Source organism: Segatella copri (assembly GCF_002224675.1).
Lineage (GTDB): Bacteria > Bacteroidota > Bacteroidia > Bacteroidales > Bacteroidaceae > Prevotella > Prevotella copri_U.
On the sequence record NZ_NMPZ01000027.1, the window covers coordinates 1 to 17,822 of the forward strand.

General features: G+C 46.2%; 11 protein-coding genes, 1 tRNA gene and 1 rRNA gene. 8 read left to right on the forward strand and 5 right to left on the reverse strand.

All coding sequences use genetic code 11. The features are described from left to right. Window positions 1-166: 166 nt before the first annotated feature. From rrf to CFT61_RS13470, 3 genes are all read left to right on the forward strand, one after another. Window positions 167-279 (forward strand): 5S ribosomal RNA (rrf, locus tag CFT61_RS13460). A 129-nt stretch (window positions 280-408) separates the two neighbouring features. Beyond that, window positions 409-2,541, forward strand: coding sequence for a Tex family protein (locus tag CFT61_RS13465; protein WP_089544929.1), 2,133 nt, complete (start codon window positions 409-411; stop codon window positions 2,539-2,541). Between the two features lie 5 nt (window positions 2,542-2,546). After that, window positions 2,547-2,906 carry a hypothetical protein gene (locus CFT61_RS13470; protein ID WP_437176830.1) on the forward strand — a complete coding sequence of 120 codons (360 nt, stop codon included), beginning with the start codon at window positions 2,547-2,549 and terminating at the stop codon, window positions 2,904-2,906. Window positions 2,907-2,911: 5 nt separating this feature from the next. Here the strand turns inward: CFT61_RS13470 and CFT61_RS13475 are convergent, their stop codons facing one another. After that, entirely contained in the window at window positions 2,912-6,778 is a 3,867-nt protein-coding gene (locus CFT61_RS13475) for an AlbA family DNA-binding domain-containing protein (RefSeq protein WP_089544930.1), read from the reverse strand. A 191-nt stretch (window positions 6,779-6,969) separates the two neighbouring features. Here CFT61_RS13475 and CFT61_RS13480 point away from each other — a divergent pair, with 191 nt between their 5' ends. After that, window positions 6,970-8,001, forward strand: coding sequence for an alcohol dehydrogenase (locus CFT61_RS13480; protein WP_089544931.1), 1,032 nt, complete (start codon window positions 6,970-6,972; stop codon window positions 7,999-8,001). A 139-nt stretch (window positions 8,002-8,140) separates the two neighbouring features. Here CFT61_RS13480 and CFT61_RS17340 read toward each other — a convergent pair whose 3' ends face one another. From CFT61_RS17340 to CFT61_RS13490, 3 genes are all read right to left on the reverse strand, one after another. Continuing rightward, complete coding sequence (locus tag CFT61_RS17340; protein ID WP_254918982.1) at window positions 8,141-8,296, reverse strand: hypothetical protein; 156 nt, start codon at window positions 8,294-8,296, stop codon at window positions 8,141-8,143. Window positions 8,297-8,310: 14 nt separating this feature from the next. Beyond that, complete coding sequence (locus CFT61_RS13485) at window positions 8,311-8,673, reverse strand: porin family protein (protein WP_254918983.1); 363 nt, start codon at window positions 8,671-8,673, stop codon at window positions 8,311-8,313. Between the two features lie 266 nt (window positions 8,674-8,939). Further along, window positions 8,940-9,021: transfer RNA gene (locus CFT61_RS13490), tRNA-Leu, on the reverse strand. A 161-nt stretch (window positions 9,022-9,182) separates the two neighbouring features. On the opposite strand from CFT61_RS13490, the gene CFT61_RS13495 reads away from it, so the two are divergent. Next, a complete protein-coding gene (locus CFT61_RS13495) occupies window positions 9,183-10,460 on the forward strand; it encodes a histidine-type phosphatase (protein WP_089544932.1) in 1,278 nt (425 codons plus the stop codon). A 105-nt stretch (window positions 10,461-10,565) separates the two neighbouring features. Here the strand turns inward: CFT61_RS13495 and CFT61_RS13500 are convergent, their stop codons facing one another. Further along, complete coding sequence (locus CFT61_RS13500) at window positions 10,566-13,379, reverse strand: DNA gyrase/topoisomerase IV subunit A (RefSeq protein ID WP_089544933.1); 2,814 nt, start codon at window positions 13,377-13,379, stop codon at window positions 10,566-10,568. A gap of 105 nt (window positions 13,380-13,484) precedes the next feature. On the opposite strand from CFT61_RS13500, the gene CFT61_RS13505 reads away from it, so the two are divergent. From CFT61_RS13505 to CFT61_RS13515, 3 genes are all read left to right on the forward strand, one after another. Then, entirely contained in the window at window positions 13,485-15,047 is a 1,563-nt protein-coding gene (locus CFT61_RS13505; protein WP_089544934.1) for a glycine--tRNA ligase, read from the forward strand. Continuing rightward, entirely contained in the window at window positions 15,028-15,726 is a 699-nt protein-coding gene (locus CFT61_RS13510) for an FKBP-type peptidyl-prolyl cis-trans isomerase (RefSeq protein ID WP_089544935.1), read from the forward strand. The genes CFT61_RS13505 and CFT61_RS13510 overlap by 20 nt, the downstream gene beginning before the upstream one ends. 602 nt (window positions 15,727-16,328) lie before the next feature. Continuing rightward, complete coding sequence (locus CFT61_RS13515; RefSeq protein ID WP_089544936.1) at window positions 16,329-17,708, forward strand: MATE family efflux transporter; 1,380 nt, start codon at window positions 16,329-16,331, stop codon at window positions 17,706-17,708. Window positions 17,709-17,822: the final 114 nt, after the last annotated feature.

A 17,822-nucleotide genomic window follows, 5' to 3' on the forward strand; every position in this document is an offset into this window, starting at 1 on the left:
TAGGTGTAAAGACAGCGATGTCAAAGCCGAGCATTACTAATTGCCCGAACACTTTCTTTAAGAAAGTTCATAGTTTCAGCTGTTGACTCTCGATTGAATCGAGAGGGACGGTGGTTCTTTACTTGATAAACAGTTTGCTTGTGTGCAAATACGTCATACCCCATTATCAGGTGGTTATTGCGGTGAGGTCCCACCTCTTCCCATTCCGAACAGAGAAGTTAAGCTCACTTGCGCCGATGGTACTGCAATGCAATGCGGGAGAGTAGGTAGCCGCCTTCTTTTATCGAGAGCCTCAGATTTCGAAAGATTTCTGAGGCTTTTTTGTTTTCACACAGATTTATTTTTGAGAGGTCACGCAGATTTCGCAGATTTTTTGTATCTTTGCATTTACAAAAATAGAAATTAATTATGAATCAATTTACAAAGATTATTGCAGCCCAACTCAAATTACGTGAGCAGGCTGTCGAGAATACATTGGAGCTTCTTGAAGAAGGATGCACCATTCCTTTTATTTCCCGTTACCGTAAGGAGAAAACGGGAAATATGGATGAGGTGAATATCGAGGCCATCGCTCAGGCTAACGAGAAGTTGAAGGAAATGGCGAAACGAAAAGAAACCATCCTGAAGACTATTGATGAGCAAGGTAAACTGACAGATGCTCTTAAAGAGCGTATCGAAAACTGTTGGGATGCCACAGAACTGGAAGATATCTATCTTCCTTTCAAACCTAAGCGCAGAACCCGTGCACAGATTGCACGTGAGGCTGGCTTGGAACCTTTGGCTCAAGTTCTGCTTTTCCAGCGTGAACGCAACCCGCTGCAGGCTGCTAAGAAGTTTGTAGACGACAAGGTGAAGGATGCTGATGCTGCCCTGCAGGGTGCTAAGGATATCATTGCCGAAATGGTGAGCGAGAGCGAGGAAAGCAGAAACCAGATTCGTGGCGAGTTCCGTCGTGGTGCTATCATCACCTCTAAGGTGGTGGCTAAGAAAAAGGATGAGGAGGAAGCACAGCGCTTTTCTGATTACTTCGATTTCTCAGAACCATTGAAAAGGTGTTCTTCTCATCGACTGTTGGCTATGCGCCGTGGTGAGGCTGCCGGATTCCTCCGTATCAGTATCTCTGCCGATGACGAGCAGTGCCAGGATAAGCTGAAACGCCACTATGTGCATGGTTATGGTGAGTGCCAGACACTGGTGGGTGAGGCGGTGGATGATGCCTTTAAGCGTCTTTTGAAACCTAGTATTGAAACCGAATTTGCTGCTCTCAGTAAGCAGAAGGCGGATGAAGAGGCTATTGTTGTTTTTGCTGAGAACCTGCGCCAGCTCTTGCTCGCTGCTCCTTTAGGTCAGAAGCGTGTGATGGCGGTGGATCCTGGTTTTGCCAACGGTTGCAAGACTTGTTGCCTGGATGCACAAGGTAATCTGATTCATCATGAAATCGTTTATCCTCATCCTCCTCGTAATAAGAAAAATGAGGCTACTTCTGCTATCCTGCGTATGGTGAAGATGTATCAGGTAGAGGCGATGGCTGTGGGTAATGGTACGGCAAGTCGCGAGACGAGTGACTGGCTGCACGAAATAAGTTATCCACACCCTGTGGATATCTATGTAGTAAGTGAGGATGGTGCTTCTATCTATTCTGCTTCCAAGATTGCCAGAGATGAATTCCCGGATGAGGATGTAACCGTGCGTGGTGCTGTAAGTATTGGTCGCCGACTGATGGATCCGCTTGCCGAACTGGTAAAGATTGATCCTAAGAGCATCGGTGTAGGACAGTATCAGCATGATGTGGATCAAACACAGCTTAAGAAGAGCTTGGATACCGTGGTGATGAGTTGCGTGAACTCGGTGGGTGTCAACCTGAATACCGCATCGCAGCATCTTCTTACCTACGTGAGTGGTCTCGGTCCTACTCTTGCCAAGAATATTGTGGAATACCGTAAGGAGAATGGAGCCTTCGCTTCGCGTGCGCAGTTGAAGAAAGTGCCACGTCTGGGGCCTTCTGCCTTCGAGCAGTGTGCCGGTTTCCTCCGCATTCCTGGCGCCAGAAATCCTTTGGATAACAGTGCTGTTCACCCAGAGCGTTATGCCCTGGTAGAGCAGATGGCGAAAGATCAGGGAGTCACCGTGAAGCAGCTGGTGGAAGATAAGGATTTGCAGAAGAAAATAGATATTAAGAAATATGTCACTGCCGAGGTGGGTATGCCTACTTTGATGGATATTATGGCTGAGCTTGACAAACCTGGTTTGGATCCTCGTGGAGAGGTTGAAAAATTTGAGTTTGATGCGAGCATCAAGACCATTGAGGATCTTCAGGAGGGTATGGTAGTGCCTGGCATCGTAACTAATATCACCAAATTTGGTGCCTTTGTAGATATAGGTGTTCACAATGATGGATTGGTTCACGTTTCACAGATGTCAAACCGCTACATCAGTGACCCTAGTGAAGTGGTGAAGCTCCATGAGCATGTGATGGTGAGAGTGACAGAAGTAGATTTGAAGCGCAAGCGCATTGCCTTGTCAATGAAGGGAGTGAAATAATGGATATGAATCAATATATAAACAAAGGTGAAAATATAAAAAAAGGTGAAACCCTCGGTAAAGAGGGTTTCACCCATTTTGGAGACAGTACCAATCAAGACAGTTGCTCTCTATCCAGTATTTCTCAAGACTGTATAGAGTCGGCTTATTGCTTTATTCATCAGAAGCTTCGTGTCTATGAGTTTTCTACCAGTCTCACGCAGCGTGATGATATCGAATATGCTATCAGCCAGTATGTGGATGGCATGAATCCACAGCTTTATCAGCTGCTTGCTGATGGAAGAGATGGTTTTCTTCTCGACCATGTAAGTTTTGAGCAGGATATGAGAAAGGCACAGGAGCAACTGGAAAAAATGATGGTGTAACCTGTTTATTTCAAATTACAGTCGGGAAGAACTGCCATGCATCTTCTTCCTTCTACGGTTTTCAGGATGCATCCGATGGTCTTTCTACCGATGTTTCTATTGACAGGGACTTGATCCTGCGCAATTATTTCTACATAATGAACGCCGGCATTCGGTACATCCATAGGAAGGGTACCTTCTGCCTGCATCTTGCCGTGTTCGAATCTGTCAACATCATCAAATCTGACGTAATGGTTGGTCTTGCCGTCAATGAATCCAACACATACAGAGTCCTTGTCTGAGGCAACGGACGCAAATATGAGTTTTTCGCCAGCGTAACGCTTGAATGCTCTGCCACGTTCTCTCTGCAAGAGCTCTGCCATCGAAACCTTGCATACCTTTCCGCTTTCATAGACAAGAATGAGCCACCCTTCTTCTTCGTCTTCATGAACAGCCAGTTTCAGGCGATAATCCTGCCAGTCGTCTTCATCCAGTATCTTGTATTCGTCCGTGTCCATCAGACAGATGACTGCCGTGATAGGGCGGTAGCCTTCCTCGTAATCGTGCAATGCATTGTTGCGCAGACGTGAGGTTTGGATGTGGTCGGTGATAGGAGCAGATTCTACATGCTTAGTGGAGTTTTTTGACTCCTTGGTGGCTAGAGTGTTTTCTAACGCAGTCGGCATTTCTTCCTGTGTAACCACAGCATGCGGAATGTGCTCTTCTGCCCATTGTTTTCTGATGGCAAGGAACTTGTCCTTATAGGTTTCGTTTACCTTGCGCGCAGATGTACCCATGCGTTCATAATATACATTGCCTACGGCTTTAGGTGTAGGGCATGGCTCGATGTCGATGATGAGTACCGCATTGCTGATATCCGTATCGAAGTGAGTATGTATATAATGTGCTCCTTCCTGACCGAGATAATAGATAATCTGATTGTTGACATATACCTCATACTTATCTCTAGATCCCTTGAAGAGTGGGTTCTTCAAGTCCTCTTCCAATCCCATTTCATAGCCAATATCCGATACGCCCAGATAGAGATGGCCGCCCTCGGCATTGAGGAAGGCACATATTTCCTGCATAATCTTGACGGTTTGTGCCTGCACATCCACTCGCATAGAGTTTTCCGGATAGATGATGGATGTCTTGAACTCGGTATGGAAATCTTCCTTGCCATAGTTCTTCTTGTTGGAAGATGATTTGTGGAGTTTCAGAAGAGCGCGAATCTTGTCGAGGATATCACCGGCTTGGGTGAGAAGTCCCGATTTCTTCACGAAGTTATGAGAGAGCACGAGCGATGCCAGTTGCTGCAGGTGAGGATCTTCTGTAAGACAGCTCCAACGATACAGGTCTTCGTAGTGTTCCTCGCTATCCAGACAACCGATGATACGCAATTGCATAAAGTCGTGGCGAAGGATGGCATTGCGTTCAAACAATTCCGGTTCCTTTTCGGCGATGTGTTCAATCTTGTTGATATCTACCTTATCTAATGTTGCAAAATCGTTGAGTACCTCCAGGAGCGTAAGTCGACTATCGTAATAACTGGTTCTCTCCTTGCTGTCGAGCATGATGGCAAGAAGTCGGCAGAAATTGAGATAGTTGTATGCCTTGATCTTGTCTTCTTCTAGGGTGGCTTTGGCATCTATGATGCTCATCATTTCCGATACATATACTTTCTCTATAGGCATCGCATTAGCCAATTCATCCTTTTCATTCTTTGGATTGTAAACCTCATGTGCTGCATACCCCAGCATCAGCTGATGGAAAGCATCGGCAAGACTGAATCGGCTTTCCGGTGATTCCCGCAGGAAGGTGCCGTTGAGATAACCATTGGTTCCTTCCGTGATGTTATCAACTTCTATCACCATGCCTTTTTTCAAATCATCGAGAGTCATGCCAGGGGCAGGACATACGGAAACAGAAAAGCCTTCGCTGCTTACGGCAGGAACCCGAGGTACGTCGGGTACCTGAGTGAAGAGCAGACAGGTGAGGCGAGAGTTATAAAACAGATCGTTTACTCGTACGTCGTCTGCGTATTCGCTGATCATATCACGCATGGCAAAGACATAACTTCCATCATTGTTGACTTCTTTTACGTAAGCATGCAACAAGAGCGGCATCCCTTGATATTCAAACGACTGGGTGTTGATGTCGCCAGGGAAGAAAGGAACAACATCGTTTAAAACATCTAACGTTCCCACTCCCTCACAACCTTCTTCTACTACTTTGCATTCAAATAAGAGCTGTCCTGCCAATTGTTTGGTTACGATGATGGTCGTTTCATCATCTATATAGAGTTTTCTGTTTTGCTTTTTTGAGGATTTACGCTTTTGGGAGAATAGAGAATGGGTGATGTATTCCCACAGCTCCTTATAGTGTTCGATGGTAGTACCTATTTTTCCACGTAGTTTTACCGGTGGTTTTTCGTCCAGGCGGATGGAAAGTCCATGCCATAATCCCATACGTGAAGAGAGAGGCATATATACATTCTCTTTATCCAAATCCTTTGGCTGTATGGTGATAGCTTGCTCGTTGACGGTGAGAAGAGTTGTTTCATTCTCATATTTGGCAGGTTCAAAACTCTCCACGGTTTCATTGTCCTGTTGGGAGCAGAGCATATTGGCGAGGACGAATGCGTCATCGCTGTTGAAAGGAAGGGCTGCATTGAATTCTGTCGGGGTGAAGAGAGAAAGGAATGCTTTCTGGAGAGTCTTGTTTGGGTCGCTTACATTCATCAGCGAAACCAAGCGATAGAGCAATGCCTGATTCAATGAGTTATCGTAAATCTTATGCGATGCATGACGTCCCAGTATCAGCTCGATGGTCAAAACCTGAATCATGGTTTCCTTGGTTGTTGCATCGCTGGAGAGTCTGTCTGTCTGGTGATAGATATTCTCTACATAGCTTTGTAACAGTTTGAGCCATTGCATCTGAAAGGGTTTTCTGTTCCAAAGATATACCTGCTGGCTGCGAAGGGTGGTCAGGATAGACGTGATGAGTTTTTCCATGATCGAAAAGTCGAGCATGAAGATGCATTGCATGATGCAGAACTGCTTGCGTGGATGGTAGATATAGGCACAAGTGGATAGAGTGGAAAGAATCTGGCTGATGGTATGCTCGGCCTTTCCCTCTCTTAATATTCTGATGGCTTGAATGTAGTAAGATATCAGTTCGATGATATCGGTAAATCGCTGTTCGAGCAGCATGCGTTCGGCTTCCTTGCATCGGGGCAGGAGATACTCTCCCTGTAGCGTTTCGATGCATTGGGAATGAATCTGCAGGAGTAATGTCTGTAATTCATCTTGGCTGAGATGATTGGAGATGCCAGCTATCCATCGGTGGCACTCCAGGTCGAAGATGTCAGAAGGCGTATCTCCGAGCATCAGATTTCTGAACTCAGGGGTATTCCAGTTTTCATCACCTATGATTTCACGAAAATCTTTATCTGAAAGTGAAAACTCCGACTTATCGGCGCCCAATACTTCTACGAGTTGTACCTCCATGTATTTTTGGCGGAACTTCATCACTCTGCATCTTACTCTAGGAGTGAGCGCTGCATTGATGATGGTATCCCTTTTCAGCATGGCCGTGAAGCCGTATTCATCTTCCAGGTGATAGAAATCACCTAATGTCATCTTGATCTTGAAATCCACCTCATCATTTTCCTTATAATGTTTTCTCATGAGGTGTTCTATGTTCTGGGAAATGAAAACCTTGCCTAGATGGGTTGTAATCATCAGACAGTCAAGTGTCTTAGGGGCGGGTTGCCTCCTTTGGAAGTCAATCTGTCCTACCTTGTAAATTCTGTTTTCTACTTCGATGACGAACTTATGTTCTTCTTCATCAATGCGCAGAACCTTTGCCTTGATATTCTTGTAATTATTCATATAGAATGGTTTTTTGTGATATGATGTTATAATAATACTGCAAAGATATATATATTCTGTGAATTTTCAGTATTTTCTCGTTAAAAAAACTCTAATTTTAACAAAGCATAAAAAGTTGGTATAACGTATGATGCTATGAATATTTTTTTGTATATTTGCATTTTCGATAAAACATTAATAAACTAGAGACGATGAAAGCATTTACATATATTAAAAAAGGAGAATTTGCTTTTGTAGAGAAAGCGAAACCTACCATCAAGGATGCCAAGGATGCTATAGTGAGAGTAACAATGAGCAGTATCTGTACCAGCGACCTGCATATCAAGCATGGTTCTGTGCCTCGTGCCGTACCTGGTATTACCGTGGGGCATGAGATGGTGGGTGTTGTAGAAGAAGTAGGCGGGCAGGTTACCCATGTGAAGCCGGGCGATAGAGTAACGGTGAATGTGGAGACTTATTGTGGCGAATGCTTCTACTGCCAGCATGGATACGTAAACAACTGTACTTCTCCTCACGGTGGCTGGGCGTTGGGGTGCAGGATAGATGGTGCCCAGACGGAATACGTCAGAGTTCCGTATGCCACTACCGGATTGAATAAGATTCCTGATACGGTGAGCGATGAGCAGGCACTCTTTGTTGGCGATATTCTTGCCACAGGATTCTGGGCAACCCGAATCTCGGAAATTAAGGAAGAAGATACGGTTCTCATTATCGGAGCAGGTCCTACGGGAGTTTGCTGTTTGCTCTGCACCTTACTGAAGAATCCTGGAAAAATCATCGTTTGCGAGAAATCAGAAGCCAGGAGAGCATTTATCCAGGAACATTATCCGCAGGTTCTTGTGGTAGAACCGGAAGATTGCGAAACCTTCGTCAAGGAGCAGGGTTTGCATGGTGGAGCCGATGTGGTGATGGAAGTAGCTGGTGGTTCAGATACCTTCCAGTTGGCATGGAAGTGTGCCCGTCCTAATGCCATCGTTACTATTGTTGCTATGTATGATAAGCCCCAGATGCTTCCGCTTCCTGATATGTATGGCAAGAATCTCATTTTCAAGACGGGTGGAGTAGATGGCTGTGATTGTGAGGAAATCCTGAGCTTGATAGCACAGGGCAAGATAGATACCACTCCTCTCATTACCCATCGTTTTCCGTTATCTAGAATAGAGGAAGCTTACGATGTGTTTGAGAATAGAAAAGATGGGGTTATCAAGGTTGCTCTATATTGAGGTTTTCATATAAGTTGCCCTTTATTGAGGTTTCATGTAAATTGAGATTTCACATAAAAACAGGGCGCAAGCTATTCCTGTTGCGGAAAAAGCTTGCGCCCTTGATATATTTACGATGAGTAAATGAGCTTTTCTAAGATTAGAACTTGTAGATAGCACCAAAAGAAATGTTGCTAGCATCTACGTCAACTCCGAATGTTGATGAGCTCTTGCCCTCTTCTGGAGAATAGCCTCTGTATCCGAGGAAGCCAATCTTAGAGATGAATTCAACATGCTTTGTAAGCTTAACAGCCAAACCTGGCTTGATGCCTACCTCGTAGAAGTCGCCACCGCCTTGCTTACACTGCCATAACCGATAGTACCCTCGAAGAAGAGATCAACTACCTTGCTCTCTACTGCTGCATAGCGTACGTAAGGAGCAATAGTGAAGGTAGTTGCATCGCCAACAGGAGAAATCTTGCAAACTTCGCCCTTCTGGATACCTACCTCGATACCGGCATCCCACTTGTTGTTGAACTGATAACCGATTTCTGGGATGAGCTTGTAAGCTGTCTTGCTGTCACCATCACCGATCTTGTTGCTAGAGATACCAGCTGTACCACCGATGTAAACCTGTGCGCTTGCGCAAACAGAAACGAGAGCCATAGCGAGGCTCAACATAATCTTCTTCATAATCAATCTTTTAAACCGAAATTAATACTTTATTTCTTTTATTGGAATTCCGTGGGCAAAGGTATAGGAAATATGCGAAAAACAAGAATAGTTTATCTAGTTTTCTTGTAAAATATGGGAATTTGTTGATTTAAATCAAAAAAACGTGGTTATGTGACGACTGTTTCTTCCAATATCTATGAGTAAGTAGGTTGATGATAACTTCCTGATTTTTAGAAAGAAAAAATCCTAACCGCTTATTATCAAGCAGTTAGGATTTTCTTCGGTGCGCCTGATAGGACTCGAACCTACACGGCCTAAACCACTAGATCCTAAGTCTAGCGCGTCTACCAATTTCGCCACAAGCGCATTTGTGAGTGCAAAGATACAATAAATATTCGAATAAAAAGAAGAAATGAGCAGAAAAAAGCGGGTTTGTTTGTTTTTTACGAGAAATAATGGTACTTTTGCAGGCAAACTGAAAATAATCATGATGAAAAAATGAATTATACAATAAAATTATAGTAACAATGAATACAAAGAATCTATTATTGTTGGCATCTCTTGTTTTTGCGATGCCATTGTCTGCTCAGAGTCCTCTGGAGGATTTCAAGCGAGACATTACACTCTCGGGTAGTAACTATGTGGCTTATCGCGGGCCACAGAAACAATTGACTCCGGCGCCTAAGGGATATAAGCCTTTCTATCTGAGCCACTATGGCCGTCATGGCTCCCGCTATATGATTGGCAAGCAGGCGTATGATGTGCCTTATTTCTCCCTGTTGAAGGCGAAGCAGGAAGGTAAGTTGACTGCCAAGGGTGAGGAAACACTGGCTAAGGTGAAGCTGATTCGTGAAGAGGCAAAGGGACGTGATGGCGAGTTGACTCCATTGGGAGCTCTCCAGCATCAGGGTATTACCAAGCGAATGATGGAAAGATTTCCTGAGATCTTTGCCGGTAATACGAATATTGAGGCACGAAGCACGGTGGTGATCCGCTGCATTCTCTCAATGGAGAATGGCTTGCAGCAGATGCTTCGCATGAATCCTAAGCTTCATATCTTCCACGATGCCAGTGAGCATGATATGTACTATATGAATCAGGGAGATAGATACCTGGATAGCTTGAAGAATTCTGTGGGCAGAAAGGTGGTGCAAGAGGAGTTTTCCAAGAAGCATGCCTGCTATAGCCGAGTGATGCAGGAACTTTTCAATGATCCGGCTTGGGTGAAGCAGAATATCAACCAGAGCGACTTGAACAGAAAGCTTTATGAGATGGCTAGCTCTGTCCAGGGTACTGAGTTGAGAGGCAAGGTTTCGCTTTATGATCTCTTTACTGAGGAGGAGTTGTATCAGAATTGGGTAAGTACCAATATCTGGTGGCAGATGGCGTATGGCAATTCTCCTTATACGGGCAATGTTCAGCCATATTCCCAGCGTAATCTTCTGATGGATATCATCGAGAAGGCTGATAGCTGCATAGCTCTTCCGCATCCGGGTGCTACCTTGAGATATGGTCATGATACGATGGTTACTCCGCTTACTTGCCTCCTGGATCTGAATGGATATGGCGAGGAGATCAGAGATCCTGAGAGAATTTCTTCTCAATGGTTTGATTATAAGATTACTCCGATGGCTACCAACCTTCAGTTTGTATTCTATCGCAACAAGGCGAATGATGTGCTGGTGAAGGTATTGCTCTGCGAGGATGAGGCTACGCTTCCTATCAAGAGCGATGTGGAGCCTTATTACCATTGGAATGATTTCAAGGCTTATTGCCTGGAGAAACTGAAGGGATATAAAAAGTAAAAATATACAGCAATGCGACGCATATAATCATCTATAGAAAAAAAGGAGGGTGTGTCACAGGTACACCCTCCTAAAAAATATATATCGAAAACTTTTCGAATTCTTTTATTGCTTCGATAACCAATCTTTGTCTTTCTGATCTTCTTCGAAATCTTTTTCAGAGAAGAGATTGGTTTGACCGGTCAGTTCATCTATTACCTGCTGCTCGCTTTTTCCTGCATCAGGATCGAGATTCTCTACAGCTTCCGCATTCTTACCTGCGCCTTCAGAATCGCCGGTTGCATCTTCTGCATCAGGATCATCTTCTGCTGGAGGCTCCGGGAATCTTGTCGGCTCTAATTCCTCAATGCTTTCCAGTTTCCATGTCGTCAGGCGCTTACCCTTTGCCTTGAAACTCTTCTGAGCGATGAATTGCTCGGCATCGATTTCTTCGGCAGGTCGGATGGCATCCACACCACCATAGGTAACCTTGAGGCGAGGGAATGGGGTATCGGTGAGCAGGATGAGCTTGCTGTTTGGATTCTCTCCCAGACAATTCTGGTGGCGCTTGGTGGCATCCATCGTAAATCGCTTGATGTATGGATATCCCTCGTTGTCGGCATCATAGAGAATGGCTGTCCATATCTTGTGCTCGTCCCATTTCTCCAATCTCAGGATGTTGTCCTCGTAATGGTTGTTCACATCGAAGTTGGTGATGTAGAATTCGCCGTTGTCGAGTACTACCAGGATAGAGTCATCATCATTGAATTCTCCCAGGAATCTGCCGTTTTCATCATAGTTGATGCGGTTTACATCCGGGTCGAACCAAACCTTTCTTCCTCCCAGGGTACTGTGTCCGTGGCTCTTCAATCCGATGCGGCGGATGGTTCGCTTGGTGAGCAGGTTGCCCTTGGCAGCACGTCCCTTGATGAGGATTTCAGAGAAATCTTTCTCCAGGAAGATGCTCTGGCGTTTCTTGCTCAGATCAGGTTCCATCGTCACCTTGATGATTTCTGCCTCGCCGTTAGGGTTGGCGGTGAAGTAGATGATGCGGCTTCCCGGGGTGCCCTGGGTGATATCGTAGAGCTTGTCGCGTGTCATGGCGGTTACGTTGAATCGCTTGATGAAGTAGTCACCCTGCTTGCCGTCACGATATACGCAGTTGTAGATGGTTCGCTTGTCGTTCTTTTTGAACACCTGTACGTGGAGGATGTTCTTACCCACGAATATCTTGTCGGCAACCTTGGTTACCTTGAATTTTCCATCCTTGTAGAAGATGATGATGTCGTCGAGGTCAGAGCAGTTGCATACGAATTCATCCTTCTTCAAACCAGTACCTACGAAACCTTCCTGTCGGTTGATGTAGAGCTTCTGGTTGGCTTCCACCACCTTGGTCACCTCGATGGTATCGAAGTTTCTGATTTCGGTTTTTCTAGGATGCATCTTTCCGTACTTGCCCTTGAGATACTCAAACCAGTTGATGGTGACATCGGTCATGTGAGCGAGGTCGTTTTCTATTTCTGCCAGTTCTGCCTTGATCTTCAGCAGGAGGTCATCTGCCTTATCCTTATTATATTTCAGGATTCGCTGCATCTTGATTTCCAGGAGCTTGAGGATGTCGTCGCGTGTGATGTCTCGGTGGAAGGAGTATTCCACGTTTCCCTTGCCGTCTATATTGGCGGTGAAGATCTGATCCTTGAACGGCTCCAGCTTGGAGTAGATGAATGCCACTACCTCGTCCTGACTCTTGCTCTGCTCGAACTTGCGCTCCTTGTAGATGCGCTCCTCTATGAAGATGCGTTCGAGCGAGGAGAAGAAGAGCTGCTCTTCCAGCTCACCCTTTCGGATCATCAGTTCGCGTCGGAGCAATCCCATGGTGCGGTCAACGCTATGTCTGAGCACATCGCTCACGGTGAGGAACTTCGGCTTGTTGTCCTCGATGACGCAGCAGTTAGGCGATATGTTGATTTCGCAGTCGCTGAAGGCATAGAGGGCATCCATCGTCTTGTCCGAAGAAGTGCCTGGTGCCAGATGCACGAGGATTTCCACGTTGGCTGATGTGACATCATCCACCTTTCTTGCCTTGATCTTTCCCTTTTCCACTGCCTTGGTGATGGAGTCGATGAGGCTTCCGGTGGTTTTGCTGAATGGTATCTCGCTGATTACGAGTGTCTTGTTGTCGAGCTTGTCTATCTTGGCTCTTACCTTCAGTACGCCTCCTCGCTGTCCGTCGTTGTATTTGCTTACGTCGATGGCGCCTCCTGTAGGGAAATCCGGATAGAGCTGGAAGGGTTCTCCCTTGAGGTAGTGGATGGCAGCATCGCAGAGGTCGTTGAAGTTATGCGGCAGTACCTTGCTGCTCAAACCCACGGCGATACCCTCGGCACCTTGTGCCAGGAGCAGCGGGAATTTGGCTGGCAGGGTGATAGGTTCCTTGTTTCTGCCATCGTAGGAGAGTTGCCAGTCGGTGGTTTTAGGGTTGAATACCACATCCATGGCAAATTTCGAGAGTCGTGCCTCGATGTATCGGGGAGCGGCTGCACGGTCGCCGGTGAGTATGTTACCCCAGTTACCCTGTGTGTCGATGAGCAGGTCTTTCTGTCCCATCTGCACGAGTGCATCTCCGATGGATGCGTCTCCGTGAGGGTGGAATTGCATCGTATGTCCCACGATGTTAGCCACCTTGTTGTATCTTCCGTCATCCATGCGTTTCATGGAGTGGAGGATGCGTCGCTGTACGGGTTTCAATCCGTCTTCGATATGGGGCACGGCTCGCTCCAGGATCACATACGATGCGTAGTCGAGGAACCAGTTCTGATACATTCCGCTGAGGTGATGTACGGCAGAAGCATCAAAACGGTTCACCGGCTTGTAGTCGGAGTGTTCCTGAGGCGTATTTTCTTCATTTATTTCGTTTTTATCTTTAATTTCGTCGCTCATATATAGCTTTTAATACTTATTTTATTAATTTATGGCAAAAATACAACAATTTTTCGAGAAAAAAGAGTATCTTTGCCGAAAATTTGAAAAAAATAAGATTTAATCATGGCACAGGAAGATGTTTTTAAGAAAATTGTAAGCCATTGCAAGGAATATGGCTTTGTGTTCCCTAGTAGTGAAATTTATGATGGCTTGGCTGCCGTTTACGACTATGGTCAGAATGGTGTTGAGCTCAAGAATAATATCAAGCAGTACTGGTGGCAGAGTATGGTATTGTTGCACGAGAACATTGTAGGTCTCGATGCTGCTATCTTCATGCACCCTACCGTATGGAAGGCTTCAGGACATGTGGATGCCTTCAACGACCCATTGATCGATAACCGTGATTCCAAGAAGCGTTATCGTGCCGATGTGCTCATCGAGGATCACATGGCTAAGTATGAGGAGAAGATTGCCAAGGAGATTGCCAAGGCTCAGAAGCGCTTCGGCGACAGCTTCGATGAGGCTCAGTTCCGCGCTACCAACCCTCGTGTACTGGAGAACCAGAAGAAGTTTGATGATCTCCATGCCCGCTATACCGAGGCAATGCAGGGACCTAACCTCGAGATGCTGAAGCAGATTATCGAGGATGAGGGTATCGTCTGCCCTATCAGCGGTACCAAGAACTGGACAGACGTTCGCCAGTTCAACCTGATGTTCTCTACCCAGATGGGTGCTGCCAGCGATGCTACAAGCAAGGTATATCTGCGTCCTGAGACAGCTCAGGGTATCTTCGTAGATTACCTGAGTGTACAGAAGACCGGTCGTATGAAGTTGCCATTCGGTATCTGCCAGATTGGTAAGGCATTCCGCAACGAGGTGGTTGCCCGTCAGTTCGTATTCCGTATGCGTGAGTTCGAGCAGATGGAGATGCAGTTCTTCTGCCAGCCAGGCACTGAGATGAAGTGGTTTGAATATTGGAAGAAGGTTCGCTTGGCATGGCACGAGGCACTGGGCATGGGCAACGAGAACTATCGTTACCACGACCACGAGAAGTTGGCTCACTATGCTAACGCTGCTACTGACATCGAGTTCAAGATGCCATTCGGCTTCAAGGAGGTGGAGGGTATCCACAGCCGTACCAACTTCGACCTTTCTCAGCACGAGAAGTACAGCGGCCGTTCTATCAAATACTTCGATCCAGAGAAGAACGAGAGCTATGTACCTTACGATGTGGAGACCTCTATCGGTGTTGACCGTATGTTCCTCAGCGTGATGTGCCACTCTTACTGCGAGGAGAAGTTGGAGAATGGTGAGACACGTGTAGTATTGCGCCTGCCAGAGGCATTGGCTCCAGTGAAGTGTGCCGTATTCCCATTGGATAAGAAGGATGGCCTGCCAGAGTTGGCTCACGAGATTGTGGATGAGTTGAAGTTCCACTTCAATACCCACTATGGCGATCCTAAGGATTCCATCGGTAAGCGTTACCGTCGCCAGGATGCCATCGGTACTCCATTCTGTATCACCGTTGACCACGAGACACCTAAGGATCACAAGGTAACTTTGCGTTATCGTGATACCATGGAGCAGGAGCGCGTAGCTATCTCTGACCTTCGTGGCATCATCGAGGATCGCGTAAGTATTACTAGCGTATTAAAGAAACTTGGTAATGAAATTAAGAATTTCTAAATATCTCTTCTTGCTCGTGATGGCAGTGTTCGCCCTGTCATCATGCAGCGAGGATGATAACACCGTAGATGAGTATGCCAACTGGCAGGAGCGCAACGAGCAGGCTTTTGAAGATACTTTGGCTTATGCCCGTCAGCAGATAGCCAACGGCAGCACCGAATGGAAGGTGATTCGCAAATGGTCGCTCCAGAACCAGACACCTAACAAGGATGTGAATGGTATGGATGTTCCGCTTTCCTACAAGGATGCTGATCACATCGTGGTTCGCGTGTTGAAGGAAGGCAAGGGCAGCGGATGCCCTATGTACACCGATTCTGTGAAGGTGAGCTATTTGGGCAGATTGCTGGGCACTGATACTTATCCTGCAGGTTATGTATTCGATAAGACCTTCGAGGGTACCTACGACAAGGCCACTGCTCAGGTTACAACTAATTTGGCGAGTGGCTGGATAGATGGTTTTACCACAGCCGTGCTCAAGATGCACATCGGCGATCATTGGCTGGTGTATATCCCATATCAGCTGGCTTATGGTTCTACCCAGAGTTCGAGTAGCGTAATCCCTGCCTATTCCATGCTTCGCTTCGAGATAGTGCTCGACAGCTACTATCGTCCGGGTCAGGTAATACCGGGTTCAAGAGCTGCTGTCCAGTCACTCAAGGGAGAATGGATTACAGAGTAGAATTTTTCTGGATTTACACCTTATTATATATAGGGAGATTCATTCCTTTTACAGGTAGGATTTACACCTTATTATAATAGGTGATAGAATAGGAGCGTTCCTAGGATTGCCGTCTGATGGCATTCTTAGGAACGCTTTGTGTTAACATACCTTTTTGATGTGTTAACAAGTGTTCGTGTTCGCGCACAAAATGTTGTCGATATTAAAAAAATGTTAGTTTTCTGCATTTTTTCGGGTAAAAGTATTGCAGTTCCAGAAAATAGTTGTACCTTTGCATCAGAAAAAATAAGTTTTAGGTTTTTAGTTAGGTAATAGATTTTATTAGGTTTAGTTGTTAGGTAAAGTTAAGATTGTTGTTCATTGGTTTATTGGTTTTAGTTAAGGTAGTTAGAAAAGATTGTTTATTCAAGGACGACAGGTGTTAGTTAAGGTAAGAATAAGATTGTTTATTCAGTGACGACAAAAAACAGTACTGTTCCGCTCTGCGGAAGTTAAGTTTTGGGAAAAACAAAGGTACGAAATTTATAAGATTAAATAAAAGGTGGCGATTCCTTCTCGGAGTCGCCATTTTTTTCGTTAACGCAATTAATAAGAGAAAAAATATGTTATTCAAGAATAAGACAGATTATCTGATGGAGTCGATACGCGAGGGTAGGGCGATGGCTCGCAGCGAGAAACTCAATCTCATCGTGGGGTTGAGTATTCCCTCCATGCTGGCACAGATTTCCACCGTGATGATGTTCTTCATCGATGCATCCATGGTGGGACATCTGGGTGCTGAGGCTTCGGCTAGCATCGGACTTATCGAGTCAACCAACTGGCTTATTGGTAGTTTGCTCAGTGCGGCAGCTACCGGTTTCTCGGTGCAGGTGGCTCATTTCATCGGAGCCAACGATTTCGTGAAGGCTCGTCAGGTATTCCGCCATGCCCTGATATGCGGTTTGGCGTTCAGCCTTTGTGTTACCCTGGCATGTGTAGGAGTGCATTCCCATCTGCCTTATTGGCTGGGTGGCGGTGCTGATATTGCGGGCAATTCCTCACGGTATTTTCTGATATACGGTTTGGCGTTGCCCTTCGTATTCCTGTATCATGTCTCCGAGATGATGCTCAAGTCGGCAGGCAACATGCATACCCCGAGTGTGATGGCGGTGCTGATATGCATCTGCGATGTGGTGTTCAATTACCTCTTCATCTACGTCATGAAGATGGGCGTAGTGGGAGCTGCCTGCGGCACGGCGCTTGCCTATATCTGCATCTCGCTGCCCAATCTCTACCTCACGGCATGCCGTAACCGGATACTCAATCTGCGTCAGGACAAGGAACCTTTCCGATGGGTGAAGGAATACCTGCACCATGCCTGCAAGATCAGCATCCCGATAGCCATACAGAATGTCCTGATGAGCGGTGCGCAGATCGTGAGTACCATGATTGTGGCACCATTGGGCAATATCGCCATTGCTGCCCACTCGTTTGCCATCACCGCCGAGAGCCTCTGCTATATGCCGGGTTATGGTATCGGTGATGCTGCCACCACCCTGGTGGGTCAGACGCATGGTGCCGGGCGTACCGATCTTTGCCGCAATTTTGCCTATATGACGGTGGGATTGGGCATGTGCGTGATGGCATTGATGGGAGTGGTGATGTATGTCTTTGCCCCCGAGATGATAGGTGTGCTCTCGCCGGTAGAGAGCATCCGCGAGCTGGGTACTACCTGCCTTCGCATTGAGGCCTTTGCCGAGCCTTTCTTTGCAGCGAGCATCGTAACCTATTGTGTCTGCGTGGGAGCGGGCGATACCCGGAAGCCAGCCGCCATCAATCTGGGTACCATGTGGCTGGTGCGCCTCACCCTGGCTTACGCCCTTTCCAAGAGCTATGGCTTGGAGGGTGTCTGGATTGCGATGGCTACGGAGCTTACCCTCAGAGGCACGCTTTTCCTCATCCGCCTTTACCGCGGTTCGTGGATGAAGAGCTTCCAATGTTAGTTTTACGTTAAGATTTGCAGGTATTGGGGAAGATAATCTCCCAAATGCTTGCAAATCTTTTTTATTTTGTGTAATTTTGCAAGCGGAATATTTGAAACAAGAAATTTTATAAAT